Raw genomic sequence first — 26,426 nt, forward strand, 5'->3', positions numbered from 1 at the left:
GCCGCCCTCACTGCGCCGCGGCGGCGTCGACGACCCGTCCGACGAACAGGAGCGTCTCGGTCGGCCGATCCCGGATACAGAAGAGGAACGGCCGGTCGACGGTCATCTCGAACGGGTCTTGCGGTGCCGATTCGTTCATCCCCACCGCAGTCGCCGCGGCGGCCTCCGTCCCCTCCTCGTCGACCGAGACGAACGCATCGTGCCAGACGTCGTCGATGGCGATTCCGCCGCCCTCGACGATACCGCTGAAGTCCGCGCGACCGAGGTCGAAGGCGACCTCCATCCCGAGGGTGGAGAGAACCTCTTGCAGCGCGAACGAGGACTCGTACTCGAAGCGGGGCAGTTCGATGGTCCCCTCTTTCGGGTCGAGTTCGTCGAGCAGGCCGCCGAGTGTCTCCTCGTCGAACCCTTCCTCGAAAGCCTCGAACTCGCCCTCGGCGGGGAGTATCACCGTCATGCTCACTTCCTCACCGACGTAGGGAAGGTCGATGATCTGGTGCCCCTCGACCTCCGCGTAGGGGAACCGCCGTCCCTGCGACATCATCGGTACCTCGCCGGTCGAGCCATTGAGGGCGGTAAAGTCGGCGGGTTGGGTCGACTCCTCGGAGAACTGGTGGAGCCAACTCGCGTAGAAGTAGATGGCATTGGTTAGCACCATGACTGTCGTGGCCGAGATAGCTCCTTTCGGCAGCAGGTTTTCAATACGGCCTTCGGTCTGATCGGCGATGTAGCCGTTAATCTCTTCGCGGGCCGCCCCGGGGTCGGACTCGAAGGGAACCGTTCGCAGGTCCGCGTCGTAGTGCTCTTCGAGGGTTGCGAGGTACTCCTCACGATAGGGGTACTCCTCGCGCCCCCAGACGTCGTTGACCGCGCGAAGCGTGAACGGATCGCCGTCGTTGTCTTCGGCCGCTTCGGAGCGGGCGTCGAGTTCGGCCGACATATCGCCGAATGCGGCGTGTTGTTCCTCTCCATCGAGTGCGAAGGCGAGCGCGTCGGCCATCGCCGTCTCCGTCTCGCCGCGTGCCCCCGCCCAGGTCATCGCCAGCGCGGCGCGGATGCTGTACGGCGAGTAAAACAGGTTCTCGTCCGGGCGCTCCCCGACCAACTCCGCCAGGACGTCGAGCGCGAACTCGTCGTTGCCCTCGAGGAGTTGCTCCAGGTCGCCGGTCGGGCCGTCGCCGTCGCCGTTCCCGGTCTGTGGCTCCTCGCCGTCCGTTGCCGGATCATCGGCGAGACAGCCAGCCAGCAACGCACCTTGCACTGCGCCGGCAATTGCCAGCACTTCCCGTCGGCCACGGGTCGATGTGAGACTGTCCTGTGCCATGGTAAGATCATCGACGACTGATACAAAAGAACTTCTGCAAACTCAAAGAGTCGCTGTCGTCACGATTCGGCCTTGTAAATCGTTTTAAACACGGGCTTCAATTGAGTTCATATGGGATTTGACGAGATGGACGTCGACACCATCTGGATGGACGGCGAGTTCGTGGACTGGGAGGACGCCCAGATCCACGTCCTCACACACGGGCTCCACTACGGGACCGGCATCTTCGAGGGCGTCCGGTGTTACGACACCGAGAACGGCCCGGCGCTGTTCCGCTGGGACGCCCACCTGGACCGGTTCTACCAGTCCGGTGAGCCCTACGAGCTAGAGATCGGTCACGACCGCGAGGAGCTAACCGAGGCGACGATGGAACTGATCCGACGGCAGGAGCTCGAATCCTGTTACGTCCGGCCGATCGCTTTCTACGGCTACAACAGCCTCGGCGTGAGTCCGACGGACTGCCCGACCCGGACCGCAATCGCGTGCTGGCCGTGGGGCACCTATCTCGGCGAGGACGCCCTGGAGAAAGGCGTCGAAGTGATGGTCTCCTCCTGGCGGAAACACTCCTCCCAGATCCCGACCAACGCAAAGACGACCGGGCTGTACGTCAACAGCATGCTGGCGGGCGAGGAAGCGCGCCGGAACGGCTACACCGAAGCCATCGTGCTCGACAAGGAGGGATACGTCGCGGAAGGCCCCGGCGAGAACATCTTCCTTGTGCGCGACGGCGAACTGTTCACGCCGGCGCTCTCCCAGTCGATCCTCGACGGCATCACGCGCCAGAGCGTCATCGAGGTCGCCCGGGATCTGGGCTACACCGTCCACGATCAGGCGACGATCAGCCGCGGCGAACTGAACACTGCCGACGAACTGTTCTTTACCGGCACGGCCGCGGAGGTCACGCCGATCAAACAGGTCGATAACGTCGAAATCGGTTCCGGGACGCGCGGCCCGGTGACCGAGGAGATCCAGCAGACGTTCTTCGACATGCTCGAATCGCCCCCGGAGAAGTACGACGACTGGTTCACCTACGTCTAGTCGACTACTCGTCGGACTCTATCGGGACGTCGCCGGCGGCGTCTTCGCTCTCTTGTTCGCTTTCGGTTGCCCGCCGCGGATCGAGCCGTCCGTACTCGCTTTCGGACGCTTCCTGAACGTCGATAGGGATACCCCCGAGTCGCGAAGAGCCGGGACCGTTGCCGTTGGAGTCACCGAAGCCAGCGCTCAGCAAGCGGGTCAGCGCTTCCTCGACACGTTCGTCCACTTCTTCGATGTCTTCGGGTTTGACCTCGACGACGAACCCGGTAGTGATGTTCGGTGCGGTCGGCATGAACAGGATCTCATGGCCGTCGGGCGTCTGCTTGCCGGTCTTGAACGCAGTCAGTCGCATGTCTTCCCAGGGCTCGACTTTGACCGGCGTCTGGAGGGCCTCGGTGCCGCCAAGTGCGGTTTCGGCGGCCATTTTGGAGGCGTTGTAGACGACCCGTAGCCCCGGCAGGCGGTTCACCAGGTCGTCAAGCGTGTTCTCGGCGAACCCGCCGAGTGCGGTCCGCATGAGATAGCCGACTGCGAAAACCAACACGATGAACACGAGAATCGTCACGACGACGCGGACCACGTCTGTCGGTAGTCGGCCGAGTCCTAACATCGCGAGGAGTTCGGCGTCAATTGCGGCGACGAACGGGAGATCAGCGATAAATCCGGCGAGCCAGATGATCACCCAGAGCGTAACGATGATCGGGACGAGAACGACGAGGCCGCTCCCGAAGTCCCGTTTCCACGTTGTCATTATCCACCGTTTGGGATCCATCCTAATCAGCGCTGTTATCCTTACTGCCCTCGTCGGGGGAAACTGCTCAAGATCGGCTCAAGACCGCCCGCACAGCGAATAGTACGTTCTCCTTGCGCTCCATGACGCGCCGATAGAAGTAAGAGATCCACTTGTCGCCGTAGGGCGCGTACTGCCACACCTCGCAGTCGTCGGCCAACTCGAACTGGGCCGACTCGCGCACGCCCATCAGCATCTGCACCTCGAATCCGGTCCCGTGGCGGTCGTGGAGTTCTTTCGCGTGCTCGATCATTGCAGGGTCGTGGCTGCCGACGGCGACGCCGGAGTCGCGGTGCTCGAACGCGTATCGGAGCAGTTCGCGGTACTCCTCGTTGACGCGCTCCTTTCGGCTGTAAGATAGCTCGTCCGGTTCGTCGTACGCCCCCTTCACCAGCCGGAGTTTTCCGGGGACGTCGATCAGTCGCTCCAGGTCCTCTCGGGTCCGTTTCAGATTCGCCTGCAGACAGAGGCCGACCGAGCCGTACTCCCGTGCCAGAGGCTCGAAGGTATCGATGGTGTCGTCGGTCGTCGTGTGATCCTCCATGTCGACCCAAACGAAGACACCCTGCTCGTCGGCGTGTTCGACGATATCCGTAAGGTTCGACCGAAACGTCTCGGCACCGATGTCCAGGCCGATCTGGGAGGGTTTGATCGAGACACATGCACGCAGTTCTTCGTCCGCGATGTCGCCGATGAGTTGGCGATATGCGTCCCGATCCGCGGCGGCCGCCGCAGGATCATCGTAGTGTTCGCCAAGCAGATTGAGAATGACGCCGACGCCGCGGTCGTTACATTCACGGGCGTGAACGAGAGCTTCCGCGGGCGTTTCACCGGCAACGAAGTTGGATGCGATAGGCGGGAGCATACCAGATGATTGTCATTGGAGGTTTGTATACTGTTCCCCGACGAGTCGGAACCGTGGCCGTTTATACAGATCCGCGGACAGGTCCGAATATGAACGTACTCGATATCGTCGTCCTCGCTTTCTGGTTGATGTTGCCAGCGTACGTGCCGAACAATGCGGCCGTACTGACCGGCGGTGGCCCCCGATCGACGGCGGTCGGACGTGGGGCGGCAAGCGTCTGCTGGGCGACGGCAAGACCTGGCGAGGGACCGCGGGCGGTATTCTCGCCGGCGTCGGACTGGGACTCGTGTTGAACGCCATCGTGAGCGACGTGAGCGGGGCCATCGGCGTTTCCCTCCCCGAGTTTCCGATCGCTGCGCTACTCGCGCTGGCGGCCGGTGCAATGCTCGGTGACATCCTTGCCTCCTTCCTGAAACGGCGGACTGGCCGGGAGCGCGGCGCGGCGTTCCCCGGCATCGACCAGTTGGACTTCGTTGCGGTCTCGCTCGTGCTGACCGCGCTCGTCGCAACCGACTGGTTCGTCGAGTGGTTCACCGTGCCGGTCATCGTCGCTATCCTGGTCCTGACGCCGGTCCTGCATCTGGGGACCAACGCCGCCGCGTTCAAACTCGGCCTCAAGGACGAACCGTGGTAGAGGTTCGGTTTCATCCGGCTAACCGTCAAATAGCGGCCGAGGATTCTTTCGGCTTGATCGCCGTTATTCGGTATGACCAGATCCGCCACGCCGCCACGAAGCGTAGGGGAGACCGGACATGACTACCGTCGGCTACTTGATCGCGGGGGCGTGCTCCTACTGCTGTTCCCGCTGCTCCCGTTCGTCGCTATCGCGTGGCTACTCAGCAGGCTACTGGGATCCGAACCGCGAGCAGAAAAGAACCGTCGGCGTCTAGAACGGCCAGAGGAGTAACGCTACGTCCGCGTCGGAGGTAAGCACGAAATACAGACCGGCAAACTGAATCGCATTGAACGCGCCGTGGACGACGATCGGTACGAACAGGTTCTCCGTGTACTCGTACAACCCGCCCAGCACGAGGCTGATGAAGAAGAGTCCCACGATGGTCGGGAGACTGTCGAGGCCACCGTACGCCGGGATGTGGACGACGGCGAAGAGCAGACTCGCAAGGACGATCCCCAGGGGGACGCCGCTACGATTGACGAACCTGCTCTGGATGATCCCGCGAAAGAGGAGTTCTTCGCCCGGACCGATCAAGAGGAACGAAAGCGGGATCAGGGCCAGCAGGATCTCGGGAGAACCAGTCGCAGTCTGGACGATTTCGTGTTCTCCTCCATCGTAGCCCAGCAGAGTCAGGGCGCTCTGCACCCCTATTGACGCCGCGAACGTGCCGAAAACACCGACGACTACCAGCCCGATGTGTCGAAGCGTGGGCATCCGTAGCCGGAGGAACTCGAGTCCGTAGCCGCGGCGGGAGAGATACCATAGCGAGATGCCCAGCATTCCGACTCCCTGCAGGGTGGCCGTCGAGATGACAGTCAGCATGAGGTCGTTTTCGAGGATAGCTACCCCCAGCGCCTGGATGGCCACGATCAGCACGATTGCAGAGGCGGTGCCGATTGCAAATGCACCGATCACAGCCCGATTGCTCCAGCAGTAATTCCGAGGAGGGCCCGCGGGTCGGGGGTGTCGGGCGACGGGCCGCCGACGTCAGGTTCGTCACCACCGGCTGTGACCGGCTCTCCGTCGGCGGGGTCGTCCCACCCGTCGGAGTCCCAGTTGTCGTCGTCGCGTTCTTCGTTCCAGTCAGACATCTGTTACTCCTAGATCTATGGGCTGCACAGACTAAAATCTGCCAATTCTCCGGGGCCGTCTCACAGGCTTTCCCGTTCGTTCGGTATGGTCGTCGACGAGGACTGTCGGGCGACGCTCGGCAGTTGCTGTACGCAGTTCCGACAGTATCTGTAGCCCACCTCGTTTTCGGTCTCGCAGTGTCGGCAGCGCACGACCGAGGCGTCCTCAGGGAGTTCGCCGGATGCGGGCGTCTCTTCGATCCGGTCGAGGCCTCCCTCGGTCATCATCCCCGCTCGGACGTCGCCTTCTGCCCCAACTCCCGGGTGCGGCGATAGAAGTAGTAGCCGACGACGAGGTGTAACACGACGAATGCGACGGCGTACCCGATAGCCCACGCCGGAACCGTATCGAGACCCGTCATCAGGCCAAACTACGGCGTCTCGGAACTAAAACGTTGTCCGGCGGGCATGGATGATTCGATATCGTGTGCTACTAACCCCTCCCGCGTCGAGGGTGACGTATGCCAACAGCAACTCGTGAGGGTGTCTCGCTGTACTACGATACCTGGGGGAGCGGCGAGACGGTCGTGTTCATCGAAGATGTCGGCTTCGGTGCGTGGCTCTGGGGCTGGCAGAACGACGCCCTTGCCGGACCGTTCGAGACGCTCGTCTGGGACCTGCGGGGGACCGGTCGCTCCGACGCACCCGAGGGGCCGTATACGGTCTCCCAGCTAACAGCCGACCTGGAGGCGGTGCTCGCCGACCACGGCGTAGACACCGCCCATCTGGTCGGCTGTGGCCTCGGCGGGATGGTCGCGCTGGACTACGCACAGCGGCACAGTCGCGCCGAGACGCTGACACTGATCGGCGCGAGTCCGGGCGGCGAGGACGCCGACCTCCGAACTGATCGACTCGAAGACGCCTTCGCGCCGCGTGACGACGAGGCCGCGCTGGCGGCGTCGCTGGAAGCGGTGGTATCCTCCGGCTTTCGGGAGGACCATCCCGAGGCTATCGAACGGATCGCGGCGTGGCGGGCCGAGGACGACGCCGACCGCGCGGCGTGGCAGGCCCAGGCGGCCGCCTTCGAGAACTACGAACACCGCGATCCGCTGTACGAGACGACATTACCAACCATGGTGATCCACGGTGAGGACGACGAAATCGTCCCGTTCTCGAACGCCGAACTACTGGATCGAGAGCTCCCATCCAGCGAACTCGAGCCTGCACCCGAGGCTGGTCACCTCGTCGGCGTCGAGCGTGCGACCGGCGTCAACGACCTGTTGACCGGGGTTATCGAGGATCACGCGGACTTCGACGAGTAATCGTTTCTGTCGGACACGGTGAGACCCAGGGGTATAAAAACCAGCAGGGGTCCTGTCATGTGGTGTCACTCCTCGATGGTCGTCTTAGCCCGCTTACCTGCCGATCCGGCGTCACAGGAGTCGGCACGTTTCCCGGAGGACGGAACCCCTTTTACCACGCGGCCGCTTCGTTCGGATACAGATGAGTCGACCGCGCATCGCCGTGCTCAACGCAGCCCACGACCCCGGGCACAACCGTCGGAACTTCCGCCGGGAACTCGACGCCGACCTCGTGGAGTTCGACGTCACCGACGTCGAGCTCCCGCCGCTGGCGGAGTCGTTCGACGGGGTCGTCGTTACGGGGTCACGCGTCTCCGTGTACTGGGACGAAGACTGGATCGAACCCACTCGTCAGTGGGTTCGAGAAGCTATCGAGGCAGGGCTGCCGTGTCTGGGCGTCTGTTGGGGCCACCAACTCCTCGCAGACGTCCTTGGCGGCGAGGTCGCGGGTATGCACGAGTACGAAATCGGCTACCGCGGGATCGAACAGAGCAGTGAGTCGCTGCTGTTCGAGGGCATCGACGAGGAGTTCACCGCCTTCACGACCCACTCCGACGAGGTCGTCACGGTCCCGCCGGGCGCCGAGGTGCTGGCCGAGAACGACTACTCGATCCACGCGTTCCGCAAGGACCGCGTCTTCGGCGTCCAGTTCCACCCCGAGTACGACATGGAAACCGCCCGGGAGGTGACGCTCGGCAAGGATCTCTCGGACGAGCGCATCCAGCGCGTCCTCGACGGCATCACCGAGGAGAACTACGCGAAGGCCTGCGAAGCGAAGGCCGTCTTCGAGAACTGGCTCCAGTTCGTCCAGAACGTCCGGCGCGACGACGTCGCCGGTGACGCCGCGGACCCGGCGGGCGCGGACTGAGAGCGCCGCCGACTGGTTTTCCTGAACGTACCGCGTCTGGTCTCCCCTGGATAGACAGCCGTCCGAGAAACCGCCAAGTCGGGGTATACCGATCTTCAGCGGCTGATACTCCATAACTTCGGTAACTATAGTTTATAGATTCACATAGTATAGTCACGGGCGGTTCTATTTTGCCCCCGTGGACTCTATCTCCGCTATGCTCGATTACGTCGACCTGGAGGCCGACCTCGCTGAGGAAGAACGGCTGATCCGTGATACGGCCCGCGAGTTCGTCGCTGATCGCGTGAAGCCATCGATCGGGGACTGGTTCGAGGCCGGCGAGTTCCCCGAGCACCTGATCGAGGAGATGGGAGAGCTGGGCTTTTACGCGCCGAACCTGGCGGGCTATGGCTCCGCAAACGTCAGTGAGACGGCCTACGGGCTGCTGATGCAGGAACTGGAGGCAGGCGACTCGGGGATCCGCTCGATGGCGAGCGTGCAGGGCGCATTAGTCATGTATCCGATCCACGCGTTCGGTTCGGAAGCCCAGAAGGAGCGCTGGCTTCCCGCGCTCGGCCGGGGCGAAGCAGTTGGCTGTTTCGGCCTCACCGAACCCGAACACGGCTCCGACCCGGCGAGTATGGAGACCCGTGCCGAAGCGGACGGCGATGGCTACCGCCTGACGGGCACGAAGACGTGGATCACGAACGCCCCCATCGCCGACGTGGCCGTCGTCTGGGCGCGCGACGTCTCTGCGGAGGACCGCCCGGTCCGGGGCTTCCTCGTCGAGACCGATCGGGCCGACGGTGTGAGGACCAACGAAATCGACGGCAAGCTATCCATGCGCGCGTCGGTCACCGGTGAGATATCACTCGACGGTGCCTACGTACCCAGCGAGAACGTCCTCGACGTTTCGGGGATGAAAGAACCGCTCTCCTGTCTCACGCAGGCCCGGTACGGCATCGCGTGGGGTGCGGTCGGCGCGGCACGGGACTGCTTCGAGGCGGCCCGCGAGTACGCGACCGACCGCGAGCAGTTCGACCAGCCCATCGGCGGCTTCCAGCTACAACAGGAGAAACTGACCGAGATGGCGACGGAGATCACGACCGCACAGCTACTCGCGCATCGACTCGCCGACCTGAAAGAGCAGGGCACCCTGCGCCCACAGCAGGTTTCGATGGCCAAACGGAACAACGTCCGGATGGCTCGCGACCAGTCACGCGTCGCCCGCGAGATGCTCGGCGGCAACGGCATCATGACCGATTACCCGCCCATGCGCCATCTCGCCAACATGGAGACGGTCTACACCTACGAGGGCACTCACGATATTCATTCGTTGATCGTGGGGGAAGATCTCACTGGGATTGCGGCCTTCGAGTGAGCGAGAGCGAACGAGAAACGGCGCAACGCAGTGAGAAACAGGGATTGCGGCCTTCGAGTGAGACGTCTGCTCGTCGTTCGGCTGTTTATTAGTCCGATGCCCGGTACGACGCCTGTTTGTCACGGTCGCGCAGTATCGGCACCCGATCAGCCCGATTGACGACGTATTCGCCGATGTAGACGCTGAGAGCGCCGAGTGCGATACCGGCGACGACGTCAGTCAGCCAGTGGATACCCAGATACATCGTCGAGATGACGACGCTGGTACCGATCACGAGCGCGATGGGTGTCCACCGTGGGAACGACCGCCGCGTCATCAGCGCGAGGATCATCGTGGTGACGGCCAGAGAGGTGTGCAGGGAGGGGAACACGTTCACGTTCGTGTTGATCGCCGAAGTCAGCAACATCACCTCGGGGAACGTCTCGTACATCGGCTGGCTAACCACGCTCGGCATCACGTTTCGCGGGCCGTACGCGATAAAGAGCGTGTAGAAGAAGACGCCAAGACCGTAGTTCGCCGCGTATGCGATCAGCGTCACCTTCAGGGTGTGGAGCGAGTCGCGGAACAGATACGCGATCATCGGGAACACCAGCAGGACGATGTAGCCAAACACGTAGATGAACGCGAAGTACAGCGCCGCCTCTTTGGGGAACAGCTCCTGGAGGGAGGCGACGAACTCGCCTTCGAGGGCGTAGAATTCGCCAGTAACGTTCCGCCCGATCTCCCACGAGAGGGCGACGCTGAACTTGTGGAGGCCTTTGTTGATTACGAGTACGATAGCGAGGGCGCCGACGAACGGAGCGACACTGTGGAGCCGACGCTTGAAGGCGTCGGGATCGCGGAGGGGGCAGAGAGTAGCGAGGGACCGACACACACCAGTAGGAGTGTGCCGAGGAGGCCACCAGTTACGGCGGCAACTACTCCCAGGATCATCAGCAGGGACATTGTACGTATCACTATATTGTTCTCACTAATGAAACTACTGCCTCCTAACTCGCTATATTCCGGCCCCTCAGGGACTCTTACCTGATGTTTGGTGACTAGTCACATCCTTCGTCGGCGGACTCTCCGTCTCCGTGAAACCGATAGTCGTGTGCCGCCCGGGCCGACAGACGGGCGACGCGAAGCGGCTCCGGCCGGCCGCCACTCGCCGTAAAGTGCCGGAGCACCGCCTTCTCGTCGACGTTGCCGACCGACCGAACGTACAGTCGCTCGTCGCCGACCGACACCGGCGTTCGAGGCGGAAGCGCGCGATAGGTGCTGAGCCGTCTCCGGAGCGCCTCGCCGTCGAACTCTCGCTTCAGGGCGTCTTCCAGTCCGTCGCTCTCCTCGTAGCTTACGGAGAGAACTGGCCGGTCGACCCGCTCGTGGACGGCACCGATATCACAGACGTTGTACCATGAGAGTGCGATCCCAGATAAAAGAACGAAGCGGACATCGTCTCTCTGTACGAGACGGCAGACGGCGTCGGTCGCGTCGGTCCCGCCGACAGTCGTCCGGTCGAAGGTCAGTCCGTCGACCACTCTGTCCGCCCGGACCACCGCTCCCGCGAGCGTCGAGAACTCCGAGTCAACCGATCCGTCGTAGGATTCGGCGATTCCGAGCGCCCGCGTACCGGGCTTCATTACGACTATTCGTCCTTGATCTCCTGAAGCCGATCGAGTAGTTCGGTGTTCGATGCCCCGATTTCGAACTCTATCTCGCCTTCGTGTTCGCTGTCGCCAGCACCGACGTTGTTATCGTCGATTTCCGTGTCAAAATCCTGATTTTCCTGTTCGGATTCGTCGTAGCTCCCGAATCCCATACAGTAAGTAATAACAACCCCTCCCACTAAAATCGTACGCCGATTTGCCCCTCGATCGACCGATTTCGACCGAGAGTAGACGTGCTGGCGTCGAGTTCGTCGGGTCCCCGGTGCTCCCAGAAGCATTAAATAGGGACTATTTAGTATGCCAACTTGTGGCACGCGAAGTTCGGCCGACGACGGCGGTCACTGTGCTGTTCGTCGTGATCGCTGCGATTACCGGTGCGTCGGTAGTGTCGGCTGAGTTCTTCGATTCGGGCGGGGCCGCCGATCCAGAGACCGTGACACTGGAGGACGGCTCCGAGCTATGGCCGTACACCAGCAAGGGGCCGAACTATCGGGAGCGGACGCTCTCGATCAATCTCGTGGTGTACGGTGATACGGACGCGACCGAACGCGCCCTGCGTGAAATCTCTCTTGCGGACTGGGAACCGGTCGAAGAGGACCAACAGGACATCGCACCCGCCGAGGAGTTCGAGGTCGACGGTAACCGGACGACCGTCGCGTGGGGCGGGGCGAGCGGGGCGACCCGCTACGTCTACGTCGATACGGTCGACGACAGAGCGCTCTGGCTGGTGGAATCCTACCAGTTACACGATGGGGACTATCTGGGCGAGCGCCAGCATCTCCGGGGCTACGAGGATCCGGCCGAGGACGAATGGACTGCGATCCAGGCCCACGACGAGCACTGGGACTGGTTCCACCTGCGGCATACGGTCCACAGTATCGAAGAGTCACAACTCGCCATCGAAGAGGACTTCTTCGGCCGCTGGTACGTCGATAGTGTCACTCGTGATCGGTTCGCCAACGACGCCAGTTCGGACGCGGACGGGTGGGTGACGATCGTCGACCTCGACGAGCGGGCGACCCGACTGTTGATCGCCGGATTGCTTCTGGGCTCTATCGGCGTTGCGCGAACGCTCGAACGCGGCACGGAGCTATGGCAGGACGAGGACGTCCGGAGGACCCTGCGCTCGCTGGCGACAATCGGTCTGTTGGTTCTGCTATATCTCTCCATCCGGTTCGGAGCCGTCGGGATCGAACGGCTGTTCCCCGGGCTACGAACCAATGCCATCGTCATCGTATTCTACCCCTTCTCGTCCTCGGCTTGCCGGTCGTGGCCTATCTATCCACGCGACAACTCGATCGGGAACAGGCGTTTGCGGCGGCCTCGCTCGGCTTTACCGTCGCTATCTTCCTCGATTACACGCTGTTGGGCGTGACGAGGCTTCCGCTGGATACGTTTGTTCATCGCGGAGCGCTCGCGGTTGCCATCGGCCTGATCGCCGCTGGCGCGTCACAGACTGCCCGAGAGCCCGGTGTCGAACACGGCTACGTGCGAACCGGGGTGTTGCTCTGGGTTGTCGCGGTCACCATACCGCTGTTGCAGTTCGTCTGACACGGCCATTCAATCCGGACTCCGATACGGCCGCTCCCACGTCGGCGTGAACCTGGCATACGCGACGACTCCGGTGAACACGACGACGTAGAGGAGCCAGTTCGGAAGGTCGAGCCAGCCAAACACCGCCGAAGTCGCCAGCACCCACGCCGTCAGCAGCGCGACATCGACGAGTATCCGCGTCCGGTTGTGGCTGAGATACGCGACCAGTCGTCGCGAGCGCGACCGGATCGTGGGCCGGTCCTCTCCCATTACCGCTCGGCCTGCGGGAGGTCGATCACCTCTCCGTCGACACTGACGGTCGGGTCCCGCAGGATGCCGTCGAGGTGGAGCGGTGCGTCGGTATCGCCGCCGATCCCGGCGTCGTCCCCGATGGCAATGTGGACAGTCCCCGCGGCTTTCTCGTCGAGCAGTACCGAACCGACGAGGTCGGTCACGGCGAGGTTCGTTCCGATACCCAACTCGGCCAGGTTGTACGCGTCCTGCCCGACTTCCTCGGCACCGGTCTCGATCTGATCGCGGATCTCGTCGTCACTGATCGACGTCACGTAGCCGTCCTCGACCTCGAACGTGAGTTGTTGGCCCTCCGCGAGCAGTCCGTGTGGGCGCATCGTCCCGTCGACGACGTAGGTGCCGTCAGCCGACGTCGGACTGATGAACACTTCTCCGGCGGGCAGGTTCGAGAACTCGCCGGGTTCGTGCACCATCCCGGTGTCGTCCTGCCACTCGCGCCCGCCGACCGCGAAGGTGATGTCGGTTCCTGCGGGCGTCGTGACACGGATCTCGTCGGTATCTCTGACCGTCTCCAGCATGTCGGCCGAGACCTCGGCGATGGACTCGTAGTCGGCGTCGAGGCCGGTCGTAAACACTTCCTCGGTGATCCCCGGCAGTGTCGCGCCGCGCGCGCCCGCTTCGCACGCTGACCCCCGCGCTCGCGTGTGACTCAGGCTCTTCGTCGTCGGCGCCAAGAAGACGTCGGCCTCGGCCATCGCGGCGGCGACCGGAGCGGGTGGCTCTTCGCCGTGCTGGTCGCCGGGCTGATAGCGCATGACTGTTGCCTCCTCGGTGACGCCCGTGGCGGCGTCGTACAGCGCCTCGCCGATCCGTTCGCGCTTGTCGTCGGTGACGACCAGACAGGACTCGTCGGCGTCGAGCGCAAGGCATTGGTGCACTGCGGTTTCTGCGGCCTCGTGTATATCGCTCATACCGACACCTCGTCTGGAAGCGAGTTAGGTCTTGTTCTCCCGATGCCGAAAAACAGTCGACGGCGAACTGTTACTGCTCGAGGGCTTCGACCGCCGCGAGTGGCTCACCGGTGAGCGCCTTGAGATAGGCACCGCCAGCGATCGAGAGGTGATCGAAGTTCTCGGTACCGATATCGTACATCTCTATCGAGCGGGAGGTGTCGCCGCCGCCGACGACCGAGAAGCAGTCCGTATCGGCGACTGCCTGCAGGACGCCGCGGGTCCCGTAGCTGAACTCCTCCATCTCGAAGACACCGAGTGCGCCCTTCACGAGGACGGCTTCTGACTCCTCGACGTGCGGTCGGTACTCGTCGATAGTTGCCTCGCCAATGTCCATATAGGCGTCAGGCGCGCCCTGGAGGTTCTCCATGCGGTCGGTGACGCGCTCGCCGTCCTCGCCCTCCCGGGCGACGTCGACGGGCAGGGAGATCCGGTCGCCGTACTCCTCGATGACCTCGTGGATCGTCTCCTCGTTTGCTTCCCAGTTGTCGTCGTACAGGCTGGGGCCGTCCGGCGTGTCCTTGCCGATGTCGTAGCCCTTCGCGCGCTGGAACAGGTGGCCGACGATACCGCCGAGCAGGAACTGATCGACCTTCTCGTCGAGATGCTCCATCGCGGCGATGACGTCTTCGGCCTTCGTGCCGCCCAGCACCATCGTGACTTTGCCGTCGAACTCGCGGCGCTCGACGCTGGTGTTGTACTCGTACTCGTCGGTCATCACGCGGCCGGCATAGCTGTCCATGACCTGCGGGAAGCCGACGATCGAGGTGTGTGCGCGGTGGGCGACCGAGTAGCCGTCGTTGACGTAGGCGTCGAACTCGGGCGCGAGCGTCCGGACGAACTCAGTTTCGCCGTGCTCTTCGGGCGTCAGGTCGGCGAGTTCCTCGTCGGTCATCCGGACGTTCTCCAGGAGGATCACGTCGCCCGATTCGAGGTCGTCAATGGCGTCGAGCGCCTCCTCGCCGTACGTCGAGGGGACGTATTCCACGGGTTCGCCGACGTGCTCTGCGAGGATGTCGGCGTGCTGTTCGAGCGTGACGAACGTGTCACGGCCCGGCCGGCCCTGGTGGGCCATCAGCGCGATGGCGTGGTCGTCCGCGAGCAGTTCCGAGATGGTCTCGGCGTGGCGAGCGAACCGGCGGTTGTCCTGTACCTCCCCGTCCTCGACGGGGGCGTTCACGTCGATACGCATCAGGAGTCGTTGCTGGTCGTCAAGGTCGTCGATGGTTTCGAACATAGTTTGGGTATGGGGCGCGATGAATAAAAAGCCGGTCGGTCGCTTAGGCTTCGTCGAGGATGTAGTGCGCAACGTCGATCATCCGGTGGGAGAAGCCGACCTCGTTGTCGTACCATGCGAGCACCTTCACGAGGCCGTCTTCGACTTTCATCGTCGAGTTAGCGTCGACGAGAGAGGAGTACGGCTGGCCGATGACGTCACGGGAGACGAGTTCGTCCTCCGTGTAACCGAGCACGCCCTCGAGTTCGCCGTTGGCGGCCTCCTCGAACGCGGCGTTGATCTCCTCGGCCGAGACCTCTTCGGCGAGGTCGACGGTGAGGTCCGTGATCGAACCGTCCGGGACGGGAACACGCATCGCCATCCCGTCGAGTTTGCCCTCGAGCTGGGGGAGGACCTCGGTGGTCGCCTGTGCGGCACCCGTCGAGGTCGGGACGATGTTCTCGGCGGCGGCGCGGCCGCGTCGGGTCTTCGGGAGCGGGCCGTCGACGAGGTTCTGCGTGCCCGTGTAGGCGTGAGTCGTCGTCAGGACGCCGGACTCGATGCCGAACTCGTCGTCGAGCACCTTCGCGATCGGCGTGACGGAGTTCGTCGTACAGGAGGCGTTCGAGACGACGTCCTCGCCGTCGTACTCGTCCTGGTTGACGCCGTAGACGACCGTCTGGACCTCTTTCTCTCCTTTTGCAGGGGCGGAGATAACCGTCTTTTCTGCGCCCGCTTCGACGTGTTTGTACGCGTCGTCGTAGTTCCGGAACAGGCCGGTACACTCGAAGGCGACGTCGGTGTCGTACTCGTCCCACGGGAGGTCGGCGGGGTCACGCTCGGAGAAGACGTCGAACGTCTTGTCGCCGACGATGATCGAATCGCCCTCGACAGAGACGTCTTCGGTACGGCCGTGGACGCTGTCGTACTTGAGAAGATACGCCATGTCGTCGATGTCCATGACGTCGTTGATACCGACGATTTCGACGGTCTCGTCGTCGAGCGCAGCACGGAACACGTTCCGTCCGATTCGGCCGAAGCCGTTCAGTCCTACTCGAACAGGGTCGTCTGCAGTTTCACTCATACCTGAACACGTTTGATGTCGTGCGTAAAGTATTTATCTAAACACGCTTCGGACAGTTCATTTATCATGTAAAAAATAATTATAGTGTCTCCTATTTAACCGTGTCCAGGACGGAAATGTACGTTTCGCAAATAGGCAGAAACAATCACGATACTATCTGCTGTTGTCGATAGAGTAGGCCCTCCCCCGGATCAACCTGTATAGCCCGCCAATTTACTACTCGATTACGTGTACCAATCTATAATTTATCCGGAAAGATTATGAGGGTTGGGGATGCAGTCGTACATATGCTCTCCGTGGGTGTCAACGGCTACGGGACGATTGGGAAGCGAGTCGCCGACGCGGTCCGGTCTCAACCTGACATGACTGTTCAGGGTGTCGCCAAGAGATCGCCGGATTTCGTCGCCGACCACGCTACTGCGACGGGATACTCGCTGTACGCCGCCTCCGAAGGGGATATGACCCGGTTCGAGGAAACCAGCAACGATCTCGCGGGGACCACCGAGGACCTGGTCGCTGACAGCGACGTGATCGTCGACGCCACGCCAGGGGGTGTCGGCGAACAGAACCGTACACTGTACGAGCGACTGGAGACGCCAGCCGTGTTCCAGGGTGCGGAAGCACCCACGGTCGCAGACACCAGTTTCAACGCGCGGGCGAACTACGACGCGGCTCGCGACGCGGAGTACGTCCGGGTCGTCTCCTGTAACACCACGGGCCTTTCCCGATTGCTCGCCCCGCTCGCCGACGCCTACGGCATCGAGAAGGTGCGCGCGACGTTGATCCGGCGCGGCGGCGACCCCGACCAGTCCTCGCGCGGACCGATCAACGACATTCTTCCCGATCCGATCGCCGTGCCCTCCCACCACGGCCCCGACGTCCAGACAATCTTTCCCGACCTCTCCATCGAAACGATGGGTGTGACCGTCCCCGCCACGCTGATGCATCTCCACGGCGTCAACGTCACGCTCGACGCGACGCCCGACGTCGACGCCGTCCGCGAGCGTCTGGCGCGCGAGTCCCGCCTCTTCGTCGTCCCCGAACGGCTCCGTATCGATGGCTGTGGCGAACTCCGTGAGTGCGCTCGCGACGCCGGCCGCCCGCGCGGCGATATCTGGGAGAACTGCGTCTGGGGCGAGTCGATCGCGGTCGAGGGATCGGACTTTTACTGTTTCCAGGCGATCCACCAGGAGGCCGACGTCGTCCCCGAGAACATCGACGCGCTCCGGGCGATGTTCGGGCTTGCCGACGCCAGAGAGAGCATCGCGCGAACCAACGATAGCCTGGGCCTGTCGTTCCGCGAAACGCCGGACGGGCCACCGCCGATCCTTTCGACGCGCGCGAGTGGCGACTGAGGACGCTCGGACCCAGACGGACAGAAGGCTTTTCCTCGACTGGTCACTACGTTCCCCCATGAGACGTGACGACCGCGACGACCCGTTCGACGACCTGTTCCGCGAGATCGAGCGGATGATGAACGACATGATGGACGATGGCGACGTCGGCTTCGAGTCCAACGCTGGCTTCGGCGCTGACACGCACGTCGACATCCACGAGACCGACGACGAGATCCGCGTGATCGCCGACATCCCCGGCGTCGACCAAGATGCGATCGATCTCACCTGCGACGGCGAAGTGCTGACGATCACCGCCGAAAGCGAGCGCCGCCAGTACGACGACAAGATCTCACTGCCCGGAGCAGTCGACGAACACTCCGCGAACGCGACCTACAACAATGGCGTGCTAGAGATCACGTTCGACCGCGCTGACGACTCCGCGAACATCGACCTCGACTAACGCAGTCGGCGTCGCGGTCTCCCGTAGCAACAGCACGCTCGATTTTTATCGTCGCTTCGATCCTGCGGTCCGTTCTATCGCGTCCGCCAGCCGATCGTAAAAGCCGTTCTCGTACTTCGTCGCGTCGTCGACCGTTGGACGCGCATTCGTCTCGCTCACCACCGTCCGATCCTCACTGACGAGCAGGTCGACGCCTAGCAGCGAGATGTCTAACTCCGCGGCCACCCGTTCCGCTAGCCGGCGCAGGTCGTCGGACAGGTCGACAGCCGTGGCTTTTGCGCCGCGGTGGACGTTGTGTTTCCATTGCCCGGACTCGAGCGCCGCGTCGGGAAGCCGCCGTTCGACCGCGCCGACGTATTCGCCGTCCAGTACCATCGCCCGGTAGTCGGTCGCGCCCGTAACGTACTCCTGTACGAGAAAGGACTTGTCGCCGGTGGCGCGGTAGTCGTGGACGAGGTCCAGATAGTCGACGACGCCGAGAAACGAATCCAGGTCGTGGACCTTCGCCACGCCGACCCCCGCGTCGCGGAGTTGGGCTTGACGACGACCGGCGGATCGAACCGCTCGAAGACGTCGACGAGGTCGCCCTGATCGACGGGGTTCGAGACCATCTCGGTCCGGGGGACGGGGACCGCTGCGGCGTCGAGGTGAGCGATCACGCCGCCCTTGTTTCGGGAGGTGACGACCGCTTCGCGACCGTTGAGCCAGGGGACATCGAGCAAGGCGTCGGCGACGCCGCCCTCCATAAATCGGCTGGGTAGACGAAGCCGACGTCGAACTCGTCGGTGCGCTCGGCGTCGTCGCCGGTCAGTGTGAGCGTCCGCTCGGTGGCCGGGACGTGGTGGAGTCGGATGCCGCGCTCGGCCAGCGGATCGTGGATCCGCTCGAACGTCTCCGCACGGTTCACGGCGACGAGGTCGATCATAGCCGTCACTCTGCAGAGGAGAAAGAAAAGAATGCCGCTCAGCTACCCCGATCAGGAGACGAGTTGCTCTTCGCCGCGCTCGACGACGATGCGGCATGGCGGCGAGAGTTTGTTGTAGGACCGGCGGAAGGCTTCTTTGACGGTGGTGGCCTGGTCGACGGTACACCAGGTGGTGAAGATGCGGTCGCCCTCGGGGATGCGTGCGGCGGTGCCGACGATCTTGCCGAAGGACTGGCGCATTCCGTCGGAGACACGGTCGGCGCCTGCACCGGTTGCCTGCTTGTTCTCGCGGAGAACCTGGTGAGGGAACTTGCGCAGGGTCATTCTGTAGTTGTTCTCGCCGAGTTCCTTGATGAGGTGGCGGTTGGCCGACAGGCGAGCGCTTTCGAGCGCGCCGTGACGGAGTTGGACGGCCTCCTCGGTGACGAGGCTGATCTGGACGGGGTACTCGTCGGGATCGGTCTGGAGATCGCCCATCTCGTGCTGGGCGATCTTGGAACCGGGGATCCCTCCCATATACTCGCGGCGAGTGTAGGACGGCTTGTCGATCTGCCGGTACATAGAGGCGGGTTTCTCGGACATGGTTGTTACGGTGAGAAACGGTCAGTGTTCGGATAAGGGCTTCGATAACCGGAGCATGGGCCTGGACAGGCCCTCTGTCCCCTTCCCCGGTCTCAGAGCGAGGCCGCCGCGTCGAGCGAAATCGTGATCGCTCGCTCGACGTTGTTGTTCGCCTTGTCGGGCAGTTCGTCGTCGTCGGTCTCGCCTTTCTGGGTGCCCTCGACGAGGTTGCCGTCGACGGTACAGATTGCGCCAGCGGCGAGGCCTTTCCGGCGGGCAGCGTGAAGATAGCGGCGGCCTCCATCTCGACGGCGAGGATGCCCGCCGCTTCCCACGAGTCGACGTACTCCTCGGTCTCGGCGTAGAACGCGTCGTCCGTAGCGACCGCTCCGACGTGGACGTCTTCATCGTTCGTCTCGGCCCCATCGACGAGCGCCGAAAGCACCTCGTACTCCGGCACTGCGGGAACGGCGTCCGACTCGTAGCGGCCGGTCGTCCCCTCGTCCTTGGCCGCACCGGTCGCGACGACCATGTCGCCGATCTCGATGCCGGACTGGAGCGCGCCGGTCGTCCCGACGCGGATGAACGTCTCGACGCCGACCGCGGCGAGTTCCTCGACGGCGATTGCGGCCGACGGCGAGCCGATCCCGGTCGAGCAGATGGTCACCGGCGTCCCCTCGTACTCCGCGTTGACGAGTTTGTACTCGCGGTTCTCGGCGACCGTCTCGGCGTTCGTACACTGGCCAGCGATCCGATCGACGCGGCCCGGATCGCCCGGCAGTAGCGCGATATCGTTCAGGTCGCCCGGTTCGACGAGCAGGTGGGGCTGTTTTGCCATACCTCTTCGTTCGTCGAAGGCCGTCAAAAAACGCGCGCTCCGGCCCGAGTAGTCGACCGGCCGCTCAGGCACTGAGCGCGAGGGTAGGGACGAGCACCATCAGGACCAGACCGTACAGAAACGCCGTGGCCAGTAACTGTAGCTTCAGCAGTCGTGTGCGGTCCGTGTCGAGGTCGACGTCGGGGAGCACGAGTCGAGTGAACAGGAAATACATCACCGAAGTCACCGTCGCCGCGGCGGCGACCGGGGGATGAGCCAATCGATCGGGAGCGCCGCGACGCCGAGGTAGGCGACGCCGAAGACGATGCCGAGCAGGCCCGCGGCGAGTGCGTACGCCGACGCCATCCGCCCTGCGAGACCTCGTCGATCGACCATCCATGGCGTCTCGCCGCCAGCACGTAGGCGGGCGTCAGCCCCTCACGCATGAAATAGAGGAGCGGAAACAACAGCGTCGCAGCGAGCAGTGCGCCAGCCAGCGAGAGCCAGAGTGTCAGAAACGGTGCGCCGAGTCCGAGCATGTCCCGAGCAACGGGGGGCAGTATTAAACTTGCCCGAAGACTCGCTATCGGTCGGTCTCCGGGGAACTCTCGCCGTCGAGGAGCGCATCGATAGCCGCCTGCGTCGGCGCCGTTCTGGCACCCGGCTGTTCCGCCGCGAGCGCGCCACAGGCGTTGCCAACGGCCAGACATCGCTCGAGAGCGCCGCCGTCGAGCCAGACCGTCAGAAAGCCGGCGGCGAAGGCGTCACCGGCCCCGCTCGTGTCGACCGGATCGACGCCAAAGCCCTCGTGATGGACCGTCCCATCTGGCGTGAGCGCGCTTGCTCCCTCGCTTCCACGCTTGACGACGGCCGTACAGTCCTCTCGCAGATCCGCTTCAGCTCGGCGACGACGCTGGCCTCGCGGTCGTTACAGAAGACGAGATCGGCGAGTCCGAGTGCGGCCGAAAAATCTCGGTTGGGAAGCCGCCTTCCGGGATCGAAGCTTACCGTTGCGTCCCCTGCTCTGGCGAGTTCGGCGAGTCGTCGCGCCGTCTCGGGCCGCTGGCTCGTCAGGTGCAGGTGTTCGACGCCGTCGAGTCGGTCCGCGTCGACGTCCTCCGGGGCGACCGCTTCGTTGCAGCCGTCGTTTCCGAGTACCGCGACGGAGCCGTCCGCGGCGATCAGGAGGTACTTCACTGTCGTCGTCCTGCCCTCGACCACTCGCAGGCCCGTCAGATTCACGCCCTGCTCGTCCAGTTCGTGGCGGACGAGTGGCCCGTTTTCGTCGTCGCCGACGCTACCGATGACGCCGACGCCGACGCCGAGACTCGACAGCGCGACGGCCGTGTTCGCCGCGCTTCCGCCGCCCCCGCTGGACTGCGAGCGGATGCGTGCCTCGCCGTCGGGCTCTGGCAGTTCGTCGAGCCGGAGCGTCACGTCCCAGTTGACGTGGCCGGCACTCAGTACTCGTACCATAGGGAATCGCCGCGGGAGCGGGTTCGAACTCGGATGTGCGGCCACGGCCCGCGGTGTAACCTGTACGAACGCCCGGAGAGTATAAAAAGTGTGCCGCCGGTTCAGACGCCGACCGTGAACAGCAGGAGGTTGTTGAACGCGGGACCGAGTCCGACGGCGGCGACGACCGCCAGCATGAGTCGAGCGAACACTGGGTCGTCCTTGACGAACTCGCGGAACAGGACGACGATAGCCGCTGCGAGACTGACCTTGACGAGGATGAACAGCCAGCCAGCACCGACCAGATCGGCCGTCGGAAGCAACTCGCCAGCCTCCAGGACGTACCGCGAGAGCGGCGTTCGCTCGTGCGCGCCGAGGACGTCGTAGCCGACCGCCGTCGTAACGCCGTCGAAGGCGTGGCTGGCGACCAGAATGGCGCCTGCCGGGCCAGTGACCGCGGCGGACTCGGTGAAGCGGAGGGTCAGCACGATCCACGCTACGGCCGCGACGACGACGGAGGCGACGATCGCGATCACCGGCCAGAACGGCTCGAAGGTGCCGATCTCGGCACCCCGATACAGTCCCAGAGCCACGACGATGACCGCGACGGCAGCGCCGATGACGCCGAGCCGTCGGTCCGCGGAGCCGTGTGGCCGGATCTCCGAAGCGATCTCGGCGAACGCCCACGCCAGTCCGGTGACGATGGCCATCGTTGCGTAGGCACCGGGAGCCTCGAACAGCGGCGTGATCGCTGGCGGATACGCCCCGATCTGTTCCAGTCCGTGGAGCACTCCTCCAGTCGCCATCCACGGTCCGAACGCGACGACCGTCCAGTTCGTGACCGCCGGCTGGAGCAAATAGATGAGTCCGGCGACTCCGACCGTCCCGACGATCAGTCCGAACAGGTACGGTAACGGGGGTATCGTGAGACCTTCCGGAACTACCATACACGCCACACGCGTCCGGAACCGCTGAAAAGCTTGCGGTTACTTCCTCTTCGAAACAATCTCTGAGGGAGCGTCCCACGGTCGCTCGACGGTCTCACCGAACAGTTCGCGCATCAGGGTGACGATGCTCTCGGGCGGGAACTGTCCTCGCTCGGTCACGATGGCGTCGACGTAGCGCGGCGGCGTCACGTCGAACGCGGGGTTGTCGACCTCGATCAGTGGCGCGCCGTCCGCTGTAGCCTCCCGCTCCTCGATCACCGCCCGCTCGTCCGGGGGCAGCACCTCCGTTTCGTCCCGCTGTTCGATTTCGACGGTCGTGCCCGTTAGCGTGTCCGGATGCAGTTTGATCGTCGCGGCGGCGACCATGATCTGTGCGCCCTGCTCGCGGGCGAGAACCGCCAGTCCACTCGTACCGATCTTGTTGATGACGGAACCGTCCGCGGCGATACTGTCCGCGCCCACGACGACGTGGTCGACCTCGGACAGGTGCCGCCGTGCCGCGCCATCGACGATCAGCGTCACCGGCACCCCCATCTCCCGGAGTTCGCGGGCAGTGATGTGGCCCTGCTTGCGCGGTCGCGTCTCCTTGACGATGGCGCTGATCGACTTTCCGTCCTCGACGGCGGCCTCGATGCAGGCCAGCGCGTCGGTCGAGTGACAGTGCGTCATCACCGTGTCCCCGTCCTGCAGTCGATTGGCCCCGATCTCGCCGAGGCGTGACTGGGCCGCTTCGACCTCCTCGCGGAACGCCGCGGCTCGTTCGAGGACGGTCCGTTCGAGCGTGTCGACCGACTCGTCGTCGAGGTCGCGAAGCACGTACCGGAGCGCGTTCGCCAGACTCACTGCCGTCGGCCGGGTATCATATAGCTCCTGGCCCGCGGCGGCCAGTTCATCACGAAACGCGGCGGGGCTCTCGGCGTCGCTTTCGGCGGCCTGTGTCGCAAGGGCGTCGGCCGCGGCCGTCGCTATCGCTACCGCACCCCTGGTCTCCATCTCCGCGATCTCCGCTGCCGTCGCGCTGACGTCGTCGACGATTCGGCTCTCGTCGTCGGCCATGAGTTCGTGCTACGCTCTCACGTGACAAAAGCGATCCGGCCGGATCGACGGACCGATTTTTGACCCCTCGCCCCCGACTTGTCGTATGGAGTACCCCGAGTTTCCTGCGCGTATCGACCACACCGTACTCGGCCCGGAAACGACCGTCTCGGACGTCTACCGCGTCCTCGACGAGGCCGAGGAGTTCGGGATGAACGCCTGTATCCCACACTGCTACGTCACGGAGGCGACCGAGTACGCGCCATCGGTCAGGCTCGTCACCGTCGTCGGCTTCCCGCACGGCCAGACCTCGACAGAGAGCAAGGTCCAGGCGGCGACTACTGCGGCCAGACGCGGTGCCGACGAGATCGATGTCGTCGCGAACATCGGTCGACTGAAAGCCGGCGAGGACGACGCCGTCCGTCAGGAAATCAGCGAGATCGTTGCCGGCGTTACGGTACCGGTGAAGGTGATCGTCGAGGCGGCGCTTCTGAGCGATGCCGAGCGCGACCGGCTTTCGGAACTCGTGGTCGAGGCGGACGCCGACTATCTGAAGACCTCGACTGGCTTTGCCCCGGTCGACGGTGAAACGGGGGCGACGATCCCGGACGTCGAGGCGATGAGCGAGTATCTCCCGGTCAAAGCAAGCGGCGGGATCGGCAGCTACGAGGAAGCGCTGGCGTTCGTCGAGGCCGGCGCTGAACGGATCGGTGCGAGTAGCGGAAAAAGATCGCGACCGAATATCGGCGCTCGGCCGATCAGTAGCGATCAGTTGCGGTAGCGGGCGAACAGGGCAACAGCGAGCAGCGAGAGGACGGCGGCGAGCGGCCCGAAGCCGGGCAGCGAGTCGTCGCCTTCCTCGGCGTCTTCTTCCTCATCCATGCCCGAGTCGGACTGTGCACCGAGGAACTCCTCGGCGGCCTCGGTGTCCATCTCGTTGAAGTCGCGGTCCCAGTCACCGTTCATGAAGACCTCCGTCTCGTCGTCGGCGACGGAGAGTGCGCGAACGTCGCTCTTCTCGGCGTCCGCACCGACGAGACCGTCGACGCGGACGTGGACACCCATCGTGTCATCGTCTTCGAGAGCGCCCGCGATCTGGGTCACTTCGTTGCCGCCGAAGGCGGCGTCGATCTCGTCGGTCAGCGCTTCCATGTTGTTGAACTTCGCGCCGGCCTCGATCTCGACGGTTTCGCCGTCGACGTTGGCTTCCATGGCGGCAATCTCGAACTCGGAGTCTTCGAGATCAGTGAGGAACTGGTTCATCTCCGGGCCGGTGCTCGGATCCTGCATGGCCGACTCCATCATGGAATCGACCGCCTGCTGGACGAGTTCTTCCTGCTCGATTTCGAGGGCCATGTCGGCGACGAGCGCGTCGTTGTCGTCGATCTCGGCGTTGAGATCGACCGTCACGTCGCCCACCGTCCCGTTCATATCGCGGTCCTCGAGTTCGTCGACGTAGTCGCTCCAGTTTTCAGTGTCGGCGCTGAGCGAGAGCGCGACTCGATCGTAGTCGGTATCCTGGGATTCGTAGGTCGCCGACCACTGGTAGTTCTGGCCCAGATCAGCGGCCTGCTGGGCGTCGACCGTGTCCTGGAACTGCTGGATCTGCTCTTCGAGCTCCTCGTCCTCGATGGTGTCGAGTAGCGTCATCGACTCGTCGACTGCGCCTTCGAGGTTGCTCAGTTCGATGTTCCAGTCGGCGGTCAGCGTCGAACCGGACTGCTCGGCGGCGAACTCCATCGTATCGACTTCGACGTCGACGAGGCTCTGTGCGAGCGCGTCGGCTTCGCTCTGGTCGAGGTCGAGTTCGGGGTCCTCCGCGAGGGCGGTTGCAATCTGGTCAACGAGGCCCTCCTCGATGTTCTCATACTCGACGGTGTAGCTGATGTCGAGGTCGCCCTCACCGTCGGCGGTCTCGGTGTAGTCGTAGCTGTTGATCGTGATCTCGCTGGAGCCGCCGAACTGCTCACCGATCATGCCGTACTGTTGTTCGAGCGTTTCCTGCGCGGCGGCTTCGGTCTCCCAACTGCCGGTCTGGAACTGGCTGACGATCTCGTCCTGAGTCACGTCGACCGTGTAGCCGCTGTCGGTGTCAGAGACGCTCACGTCGTAGCTGAACTCGCCGGGCTGGACCGTGTTCCACTCGGCCGTGACGTTACCGGTCGTCGAGAACGTATCCGGCGTCACGCTGGCATCACCGGTCGTCTCGAAGCTCTGGAAGTCCTGTGTCTCCTCTCCGGATTCGACAACCGCTTCGAGGTTTGCATCGAACTCGCTGTTCTCCGACGTCTGCTCGCCGTAGACGTCGAGACTCAGGTCTTCGACTTCTTCAGGGCTTTTCGTCTGGAGGTTCCCCTCGCCGAAGAATCGGTCCTCTTCGAGAACGAGCGACAGGCCGCCGGTGGCGTTCTCGTCGAGTTCTTCCTGACCGGGTTCGGCGACGATCAGCGTGTGTGCAAGGCCCTCGCTGACGTGCATCCCGAGGTCGAGTGTAGTTATATTGTTGTTACCTCCGTCGTCCTGGTAGACGAGCACGGCGTTGCCGTCCTCGTCGACGTAAATCTCGTCCGCTGGCTCGACGTCCTCATCGAGTTCTTGACTGTCGATACTGGCGTCGGCTGCCGCCGCAGGGGCGGCGGCAGCAACCGTCCCGCAAAGCATCACTGCGACGAGTAACACGGCGGTTACCGCGTTACCCTGGAGGGTCAACGATTTTCTGCTCATGCATCCTGAGTGTCTCTTTGGCCGGTATTTATATTTTCGGCTCTTATATTGATTATAAATACTTGT

Annotated in this window: 30 protein-coding genes and 4 pseudogenes; 11 read left to right on the forward strand and 23 right to left on the reverse strand. The window is 63.6% G+C overall.

Going from position 1 to position 26,426, the window contains the following annotated elements; translation table 11 throughout:
* Positions 1 to 7: 7 nt before the first annotated feature.
* A complete protein-coding gene (locus tag ACFQH2_RS04195; protein WP_377051246.1) occupies positions 8 to 1,324 on the reverse strand; it encodes a serpin family protein in 1,317 nt (438 codons plus the stop codon).
* Positions 1,325 to 1,435: 111 nt separating this feature from the next.
* Here ACFQH2_RS04195 and ACFQH2_RS04200 point away from each other — a divergent pair, with 111 nt between their 5' ends.
* On the forward strand, positions 1,436 to 2,362 hold the full coding sequence (locus ACFQH2_RS04200) for a branched-chain amino acid transaminase (RefSeq protein WP_377076475.1): 927 nt from the start codon (positions 1,436 to 1,438) through the stop codon (positions 2,360 to 2,362).
* Positions 2,363 to 2,366: 4 nt separating this feature from the next.
* Here ACFQH2_RS04200 and ACFQH2_RS04205 read toward each other — a convergent pair whose 3' ends face one another.
* Complete coding sequence (locus ACFQH2_RS04205; RefSeq protein ID WP_377051250.1) at positions 2,367 to 3,113, reverse strand: DUF502 domain-containing protein; 747 nt, start codon at positions 3,111 to 3,113, stop codon at positions 2,367 to 2,369.
* Between the two features lie 67 nt (positions 3,114 to 3,180).
* A complete protein-coding gene (locus ACFQH2_RS04210; RefSeq protein WP_377051252.1) occupies positions 3,181 to 4,017 on the reverse strand; it encodes a proline dehydrogenase family protein in 837 nt (278 codons plus the stop codon).
* 89 nt (positions 4,018 to 4,106) lie between these two features.
* Between ACFQH2_RS04210 and ACFQH2_RS04215 the strand changes: the two are divergent.
* A pseudogene (locus ACFQH2_RS04215) lies at positions 4,107 to 4,651 on the forward strand (CDP-2,3-bis-(O-geranylgeranyl)-sn-glycerol synthase).
* Positions 4,652 to 4,723: 72 nt separating this feature from the next.
* Entirely contained in the window at positions 4,724 to 4,924 is a 201-nt protein-coding gene (locus tag ACFQH2_RS04220; protein WP_377076476.1) for a DUF7535 family protein, read from the forward strand.
* Here the strand turns inward: ACFQH2_RS04220 and ACFQH2_RS04225 are convergent.
* From ACFQH2_RS04225 to ACFQH2_RS04240, 4 genes are read right to left on the reverse strand one after another with little or no spacing between them, the layout of a single operon-like run.
* On the reverse strand, positions 4,904 to 5,608 hold the full coding sequence (locus ACFQH2_RS04225) for a CPBP family intramembrane glutamic endopeptidase (protein ID WP_377076477.1): 705 nt from the start codon (positions 5,606 to 5,608) through the stop codon (positions 4,904 to 4,906). The genes ACFQH2_RS04220 and ACFQH2_RS04225 overlap by 21 nt on opposite strands.
* Positions 5,605 to 5,784, reverse strand: a complete 180-nt coding sequence (locus ACFQH2_RS04230; RefSeq protein ID WP_377076478.1) for a hypothetical protein — start codon at positions 5,782 to 5,784, stop codon at positions 5,605 to 5,607. The genes ACFQH2_RS04225 and ACFQH2_RS04230 overlap by 4 nt, the downstream gene beginning before the upstream one ends.
* A 60-nt stretch (positions 5,785 to 5,844) precedes the next feature.
* Complete coding sequence (locus tag ACFQH2_RS04235) at positions 5,845 to 6,051, reverse strand: DUF7577 domain-containing protein (protein WP_377076479.1); 207 nt, start codon at positions 6,049 to 6,051, stop codon at positions 5,845 to 5,847.
* Entirely contained in the window at positions 6,048 to 6,185 is a 138-nt protein-coding gene (locus tag ACFQH2_RS04240) for a hypothetical protein (RefSeq protein WP_377076480.1), read from the reverse strand. The genes ACFQH2_RS04235 and ACFQH2_RS04240 overlap by 4 nt, the downstream gene beginning before the upstream one ends.
* Before the next feature lie 99 nt (positions 6,186 to 6,284).
* On the opposite strand from ACFQH2_RS04240, the gene ACFQH2_RS04245 reads away from it, so the two are divergent.
* The 3 genes from ACFQH2_RS04245 (at position 6,285) to ACFQH2_RS04255 (ending at position 9,352) form a co-directional block, all read left to right on the forward strand.
* Complete coding sequence (locus ACFQH2_RS04245) at positions 6,285 to 7,085, forward strand: alpha/beta fold hydrolase (protein WP_377051262.1); 801 nt, start codon at positions 6,285 to 6,287, stop codon at positions 7,083 to 7,085.
* Between the two features lie 181 nt (positions 7,086 to 7,266).
* The gene (locus ACFQH2_RS04250; protein WP_377051264.1) at positions 7,267 to 7,992 is read left to right on the forward strand and encodes a type 1 glutamine amidotransferase; all 726 of its coding nucleotides are present in this window, start codon (positions 7,267 to 7,269) and stop codon (positions 7,990 to 7,992) included.
* Between the two features lie 196 nt (positions 7,993 to 8,188).
* Complete coding sequence (locus ACFQH2_RS04255; RefSeq protein ID WP_377051266.1) at positions 8,189 to 9,352, forward strand: acyl-CoA dehydrogenase family protein; 1,164 nt, start codon at positions 8,189 to 8,191, stop codon at positions 9,350 to 9,352.
* Positions 9,353 to 9,440: 88 nt separating this feature from the next.
* Here ACFQH2_RS04255 and ACFQH2_RS04260 read toward each other — a convergent pair whose 3' ends face one another.
* From ACFQH2_RS04260 to ACFQH2_RS04270, 3 genes are all read right to left on the reverse strand, one after another.
* Positions 9,441 to 10,226 carry a phosphatase PAP2 family protein gene (locus tag ACFQH2_RS04260; RefSeq protein ID WP_377076481.1) on the reverse strand — a complete coding sequence of 262 codons (786 nt, stop codon included), beginning with the start codon at positions 10,224 to 10,226 and terminating at the stop codon, positions 9,441 to 9,443.
* A 166-nt stretch (positions 10,227 to 10,392) separates the two neighbouring features.
* Entirely contained in the window at positions 10,393 to 10,977 is a 585-nt protein-coding gene (locus ACFQH2_RS04265) for a DUF99 family protein (RefSeq protein WP_377051270.1), read from the reverse strand.
* A gap of 5 nt (positions 10,978 to 10,982) precedes the next feature.
* Positions 10,983 to 11,156, reverse strand: coding sequence for a DUF5786 family protein (locus ACFQH2_RS04270; RefSeq protein ID WP_377051272.1), 174 nt, complete (start codon positions 11,154 to 11,156; stop codon positions 10,983 to 10,985).
* Between the two features lie 155 nt (positions 11,157 to 11,311).
* Between ACFQH2_RS04270 and ACFQH2_RS04275 the strand changes: the two genes are divergently transcribed.
* Both ACFQH2_RS04275 and ACFQH2_RS04280 read left to right on the forward strand, forming a co-directional pair.
* Positions 11,312 to 12,379, forward strand: a complete 1,068-nt coding sequence (locus ACFQH2_RS04275) for a hypothetical protein (protein WP_377076482.1) — start codon at positions 11,312 to 11,314, stop codon at positions 12,377 to 12,379.
* Positions 12,376 to 12,555: a hypothetical protein gene (locus ACFQH2_RS04280; protein WP_377076483.1), complete on the forward strand. Its 180-nt coding sequence runs from the start codon at positions 12,376 to 12,378 to the stop codon at positions 12,553 to 12,555. The genes ACFQH2_RS04275 and ACFQH2_RS04280 overlap by 4 nt, the downstream gene beginning before the upstream one ends.
* 9 nt (positions 12,556 to 12,564) lie before the next feature.
* Here the strand turns inward: ACFQH2_RS04280 and ACFQH2_RS04285 are convergent, their stop codons facing one another.
* The 4 genes from ACFQH2_RS04285 to gap all read right to left on the reverse strand — a co-directional run bounded on the left by ACFQH2_RS04285 (position 12,565) and on the right by gap (position 16,099).
* Entirely contained in the window at positions 12,565 to 12,807 is a 243-nt protein-coding gene (locus ACFQH2_RS04285) for a hypothetical protein (RefSeq protein ID WP_377051276.1), read from the reverse strand.
* Positions 12,807 to 13,760, reverse strand: a complete 954-nt coding sequence (locus tag ACFQH2_RS04290; RefSeq protein ID WP_377051278.1) for an aminopeptidase — start codon at positions 13,758 to 13,760, stop codon at positions 12,807 to 12,809. Before ACFQH2_RS04290 ends, ACFQH2_RS04285 begins: the two co-directional genes overlap by 1 nt.
* Before the next feature lie 70 nt (positions 13,761 to 13,830).
* Positions 13,831 to 15,036, reverse strand: a complete 1,206-nt coding sequence (locus ACFQH2_RS04295; protein ID WP_377051280.1) for a phosphoglycerate kinase — start codon at positions 15,034 to 15,036, stop codon at positions 13,831 to 13,833.
* A 43-nt stretch (positions 15,037 to 15,079) separates the two neighbouring features.
* Positions 15,080 to 16,099, reverse strand: a complete 1,020-nt coding sequence (gene gap / locus ACFQH2_RS04300; protein ID WP_377051282.1) for a type I glyceraldehyde-3-phosphate dehydrogenase — start codon at positions 16,097 to 16,099, stop codon at positions 15,080 to 15,082.
* A 287-nt stretch (positions 16,100 to 16,386) separates the two neighbouring features.
* Here gap and ACFQH2_RS04305 point away from each other — a divergent pair, with 287 nt between their 5' ends.
* Together ACFQH2_RS04305 and ACFQH2_RS04310 are read left to right on the forward strand one after the other, a co-directional pair.
* Positions 16,387 to 17,454: a type II glyceraldehyde-3-phosphate dehydrogenase gene (locus tag ACFQH2_RS04305; RefSeq protein WP_377051284.1), complete on the forward strand. Its 1,068-nt coding sequence runs from the start codon at positions 16,387 to 16,389 to the stop codon at positions 17,452 to 17,454.
* A 58-nt stretch (positions 17,455 to 17,512) separates the two neighbouring features.
* Positions 17,513 to 17,896, forward strand: coding sequence for an Hsp20/alpha crystallin family protein (locus ACFQH2_RS04310; RefSeq protein WP_377051286.1), 384 nt, complete (start codon positions 17,513 to 17,515; stop codon positions 17,894 to 17,896).
* Positions 17,897 to 17,941: 45 nt separating this feature from the next.
* On the opposite strand, the pseudogene ACFQH2_RS04315 reads toward ACFQH2_RS04310, so the two are convergent.
* The 8 genes and pseudogenes from ACFQH2_RS04315 to ACFQH2_RS04350 form a co-directional block, all read right to left on the reverse strand.
* Positions 17,942 to 18,821 (reverse strand): annotated as a pseudogene (locus tag ACFQH2_RS04315) (ATP-grasp domain-containing protein).
* A 51-nt stretch (positions 18,822 to 18,872) separates the two neighbouring features.
* On the reverse strand, positions 18,873 to 19,403 hold the full coding sequence (locus tag ACFQH2_RS04320) for a 50S ribosomal protein L16 (protein ID WP_377051290.1): 531 nt from the start codon (positions 19,401 to 19,403) through the stop codon (positions 18,873 to 18,875).
* A gap of 92 nt (positions 19,404 to 19,495) precedes the next feature.
* Positions 19,496 to 20,220 (reverse strand): annotated as a pseudogene (locus tag ACFQH2_RS04325) (nucleoside phosphorylase).
* 64 nt (positions 20,221 to 20,284) lie between these two features.
* Positions 20,285 to 20,437 (reverse strand): hypothetical protein, encoded by a 153-nt coding sequence (locus ACFQH2_RS04330; protein ID WP_377076484.1) that lies wholly within the window; start codon positions 20,435 to 20,437, stop codon positions 20,285 to 20,287.
* A gap of 5 nt (positions 20,438 to 20,442) precedes the next feature.
* Positions 20,443 to 20,595, reverse strand: a complete 153-nt coding sequence (locus tag ACFQH2_RS04335; protein ID WP_377076485.1) for a hypothetical protein — start codon at positions 20,593 to 20,595, stop codon at positions 20,443 to 20,445.
* A gap of 187 nt (positions 20,596 to 20,782) precedes the next feature.
* Positions 20,783 to 21,675 (reverse strand): annotated as a pseudogene (locus tag ACFQH2_RS04340) (carbohydrate kinase family protein).
* Between the two features lie 101 nt (positions 21,676 to 21,776).
* Positions 21,777 to 22,601 carry a DUF63 family protein gene (locus tag ACFQH2_RS04345; protein WP_377051296.1) on the reverse strand — a complete coding sequence of 275 codons (825 nt, stop codon included), beginning with the start codon at positions 22,599 to 22,601 and terminating at the stop codon, positions 21,777 to 21,779.
* A gap of 39 nt (positions 22,602 to 22,640) precedes the next feature.
* On the reverse strand, positions 22,641 to 23,657 hold the full coding sequence (locus ACFQH2_RS04350; RefSeq protein WP_377051298.1) for a ribose 1,5-bisphosphate isomerase: 1,017 nt from the start codon (positions 23,655 to 23,657) through the stop codon (positions 22,641 to 22,643).
* Positions 23,658 to 23,742: 85 nt separating this feature from the next.
* Here ACFQH2_RS04350 and deoC point away from each other — a divergent pair, with 85 nt between their 5' ends.
* A complete protein-coding gene (gene deoC, locus ACFQH2_RS04355; protein ID WP_377076486.1) occupies positions 23,743 to 24,417 on the forward strand; it encodes a deoxyribose-phosphate aldolase in 675 nt (224 codons plus the stop codon).
* On the opposite strand, the gene ACFQH2_RS04360 is transcribed toward deoC, so the two are convergent.
* Positions 24,405 to 26,360: a PGF-CTERM sorting domain-containing protein gene (locus ACFQH2_RS04360; RefSeq protein ID WP_377051303.1), complete on the reverse strand. Its 1,956-nt coding sequence runs from the start codon at positions 26,358 to 26,360 to the stop codon at positions 24,405 to 24,407. The two genes, deoC and ACFQH2_RS04360, sit on opposite strands and share 13 nt — an antisense overlap.
* Between the last annotated feature and the right edge of the window lie 66 nt (positions 26,361 to 26,426).

The sequence above is a fragment of the Natronoarchaeum sp. GCM10025703 genome, from assembly GCF_042661985.1.
Lineage (GTDB): Archaea > Halobacteriota > Halobacteria > Halobacteriales > Natronoarchaeaceae > Natranaeroarchaeum.

Excerpts from the sequence above, each read along its gene's own strand:
- ACFQH2_RS04195 (WP_377051246.1), bottom strand. The coding sequence starts at position 1,324 with ATGGCACAGGACAGTCTCACATCGACCCGTGGCCGACGGGAAGTGCTG.
- ACFQH2_RS04200 (WP_377076475.1), top strand. The coding sequence starts at position 1,436 with ATGGGATTTGACGAGATGGACGTCGACACCATCTGGATGGACGGCGAG.
- ACFQH2_RS04205 (WP_377051250.1), bottom strand. The coding sequence starts at position 3,113 with ATGACAACGTGGAAACGGGACTTCGGGAGCGGCCTCGTCGTTCTCGTC.
- ACFQH2_RS04210 (WP_377051252.1), bottom strand. The coding sequence starts at position 4,017 with ATGCTCCCGCCTATCGCATCCAACTTCGTTGCCGGTGAAACGCCCGCG.
- ACFQH2_RS04220 (WP_377076476.1), top strand. The coding sequence starts at position 4,724 with ATGACCAGATCCGCCACGCCGCCACGAAGCGTAGGGGAGACCGGACAT.
- ACFQH2_RS04230 (WP_377076478.1), bottom strand. The coding sequence starts at position 5,784 with ATGTCTGACTGGAACGAAGAACGCGACGACGACAACTGGGACTCCGAC.
- ACFQH2_RS04235 (WP_377076479.1), bottom strand. The coding sequence starts at position 6,051 with ATGATGACCGAGGGAGGCCTCGACCGGATCGAAGAGACGCCCGCATCC.
- ACFQH2_RS04240 (WP_377076480.1), bottom strand. The coding sequence starts at position 6,185 with ATGACGGGTCTCGATACGGTTCCGGCGTGGGCTATCGGGTACGCCGTC.
- ACFQH2_RS04245 (WP_377051262.1), top strand. The coding sequence starts at position 6,285 with ATGCCAACAGCAACTCGTGAGGGTGTCTCGCTGTACTACGATACCTGG.
- ACFQH2_RS04250 (WP_377051264.1), top strand. The coding sequence starts at position 7,267 with ATGAGTCGACCGCGCATCGCCGTGCTCAACGCAGCCCACGACCCCGGG.
- ACFQH2_RS04255 (WP_377051266.1), top strand. The coding sequence starts at position 8,189 with ATGCTCGATTACGTCGACCTGGAGGCCGACCTCGCTGAGGAAGAACGG.
- ACFQH2_RS04265 (WP_377051270.1), bottom strand. The coding sequence starts at position 10,977 with ATGAAGCCCGGTACGCGGGCGCTCGGAATCGCCGAATCCTACGACGGA.
- ACFQH2_RS04270 (WP_377051272.1), bottom strand. The coding sequence starts at position 11,156 with ATGGGATTCGGGAGCTACGACGAATCCGAACAGGAAAATCAGGATTTT.
- ACFQH2_RS04285 (WP_377051276.1), bottom strand. The coding sequence starts at position 12,807 with ATGGGAGAGGACCGGCCCACGATCCGGTCGCGCTCGCGACGACTGGTC.
- ACFQH2_RS04290 (WP_377051278.1), bottom strand. The coding sequence starts at position 13,760 with ATGAGCGATATACACGAGGCCGCAGAAACCGCAGTGCACCAATGCCTT.
- ACFQH2_RS04295 (WP_377051280.1), bottom strand. The coding sequence starts at position 15,036 with ATGTTCGAAACCATCGACGACCTTGACGACCAGCAACGACTCCTGATG.
- gap (WP_377051282.1), bottom strand. The coding sequence starts at position 16,099 with ATGAGTGAAACTGCAGACGACCCTGTTCGAGTAGGACTGAACGGCTTC.
- ACFQH2_RS04305 (WP_377051284.1), top strand. The coding sequence starts at position 16,387 with ATGCTCTCCGTGGGTGTCAACGGCTACGGGACGATTGGGAAGCGAGTC.
- ACFQH2_RS04310 (WP_377051286.1), top strand. The coding sequence starts at position 17,513 with ATGAGACGTGACGACCGCGACGACCCGTTCGACGACCTGTTCCGCGAG.
- ACFQH2_RS04320 (WP_377051290.1), bottom strand. The coding sequence starts at position 19,403 with ATGTCCGAGAAACCCGCCTCTATGTACCGGCAGATCGACAAGCCGTCC.
- ACFQH2_RS04335 (WP_377076485.1), bottom strand. The coding sequence starts at position 20,595 with ATGGTCGATCGACGAGGTCTCGCAGGGCGGATGGCGTCGGCGTACGCA.
- ACFQH2_RS04345 (WP_377051296.1), bottom strand. The coding sequence starts at position 22,601 with ATGGTAGTTCCGGAAGGTCTCACGATACCCCCGTTACCGTACCTGTTC.
- ACFQH2_RS04350 (WP_377051298.1), bottom strand. The coding sequence starts at position 23,657 with ATGGCCGACGACGAGAGCCGAATCGTCGACGACGTCAGCGCGACGGCA.
- deoC (WP_377076486.1), top strand. The coding sequence starts at position 23,743 with ATGGAGTACCCCGAGTTTCCTGCGCGTATCGACCACACCGTACTCGGC.
- ACFQH2_RS04360 (WP_377051303.1), bottom strand. The coding sequence starts at position 26,360 with ATGAGCAGAAAATCGTTGACCCTCCAGGGTAACGCGGTAACCGCCGTG.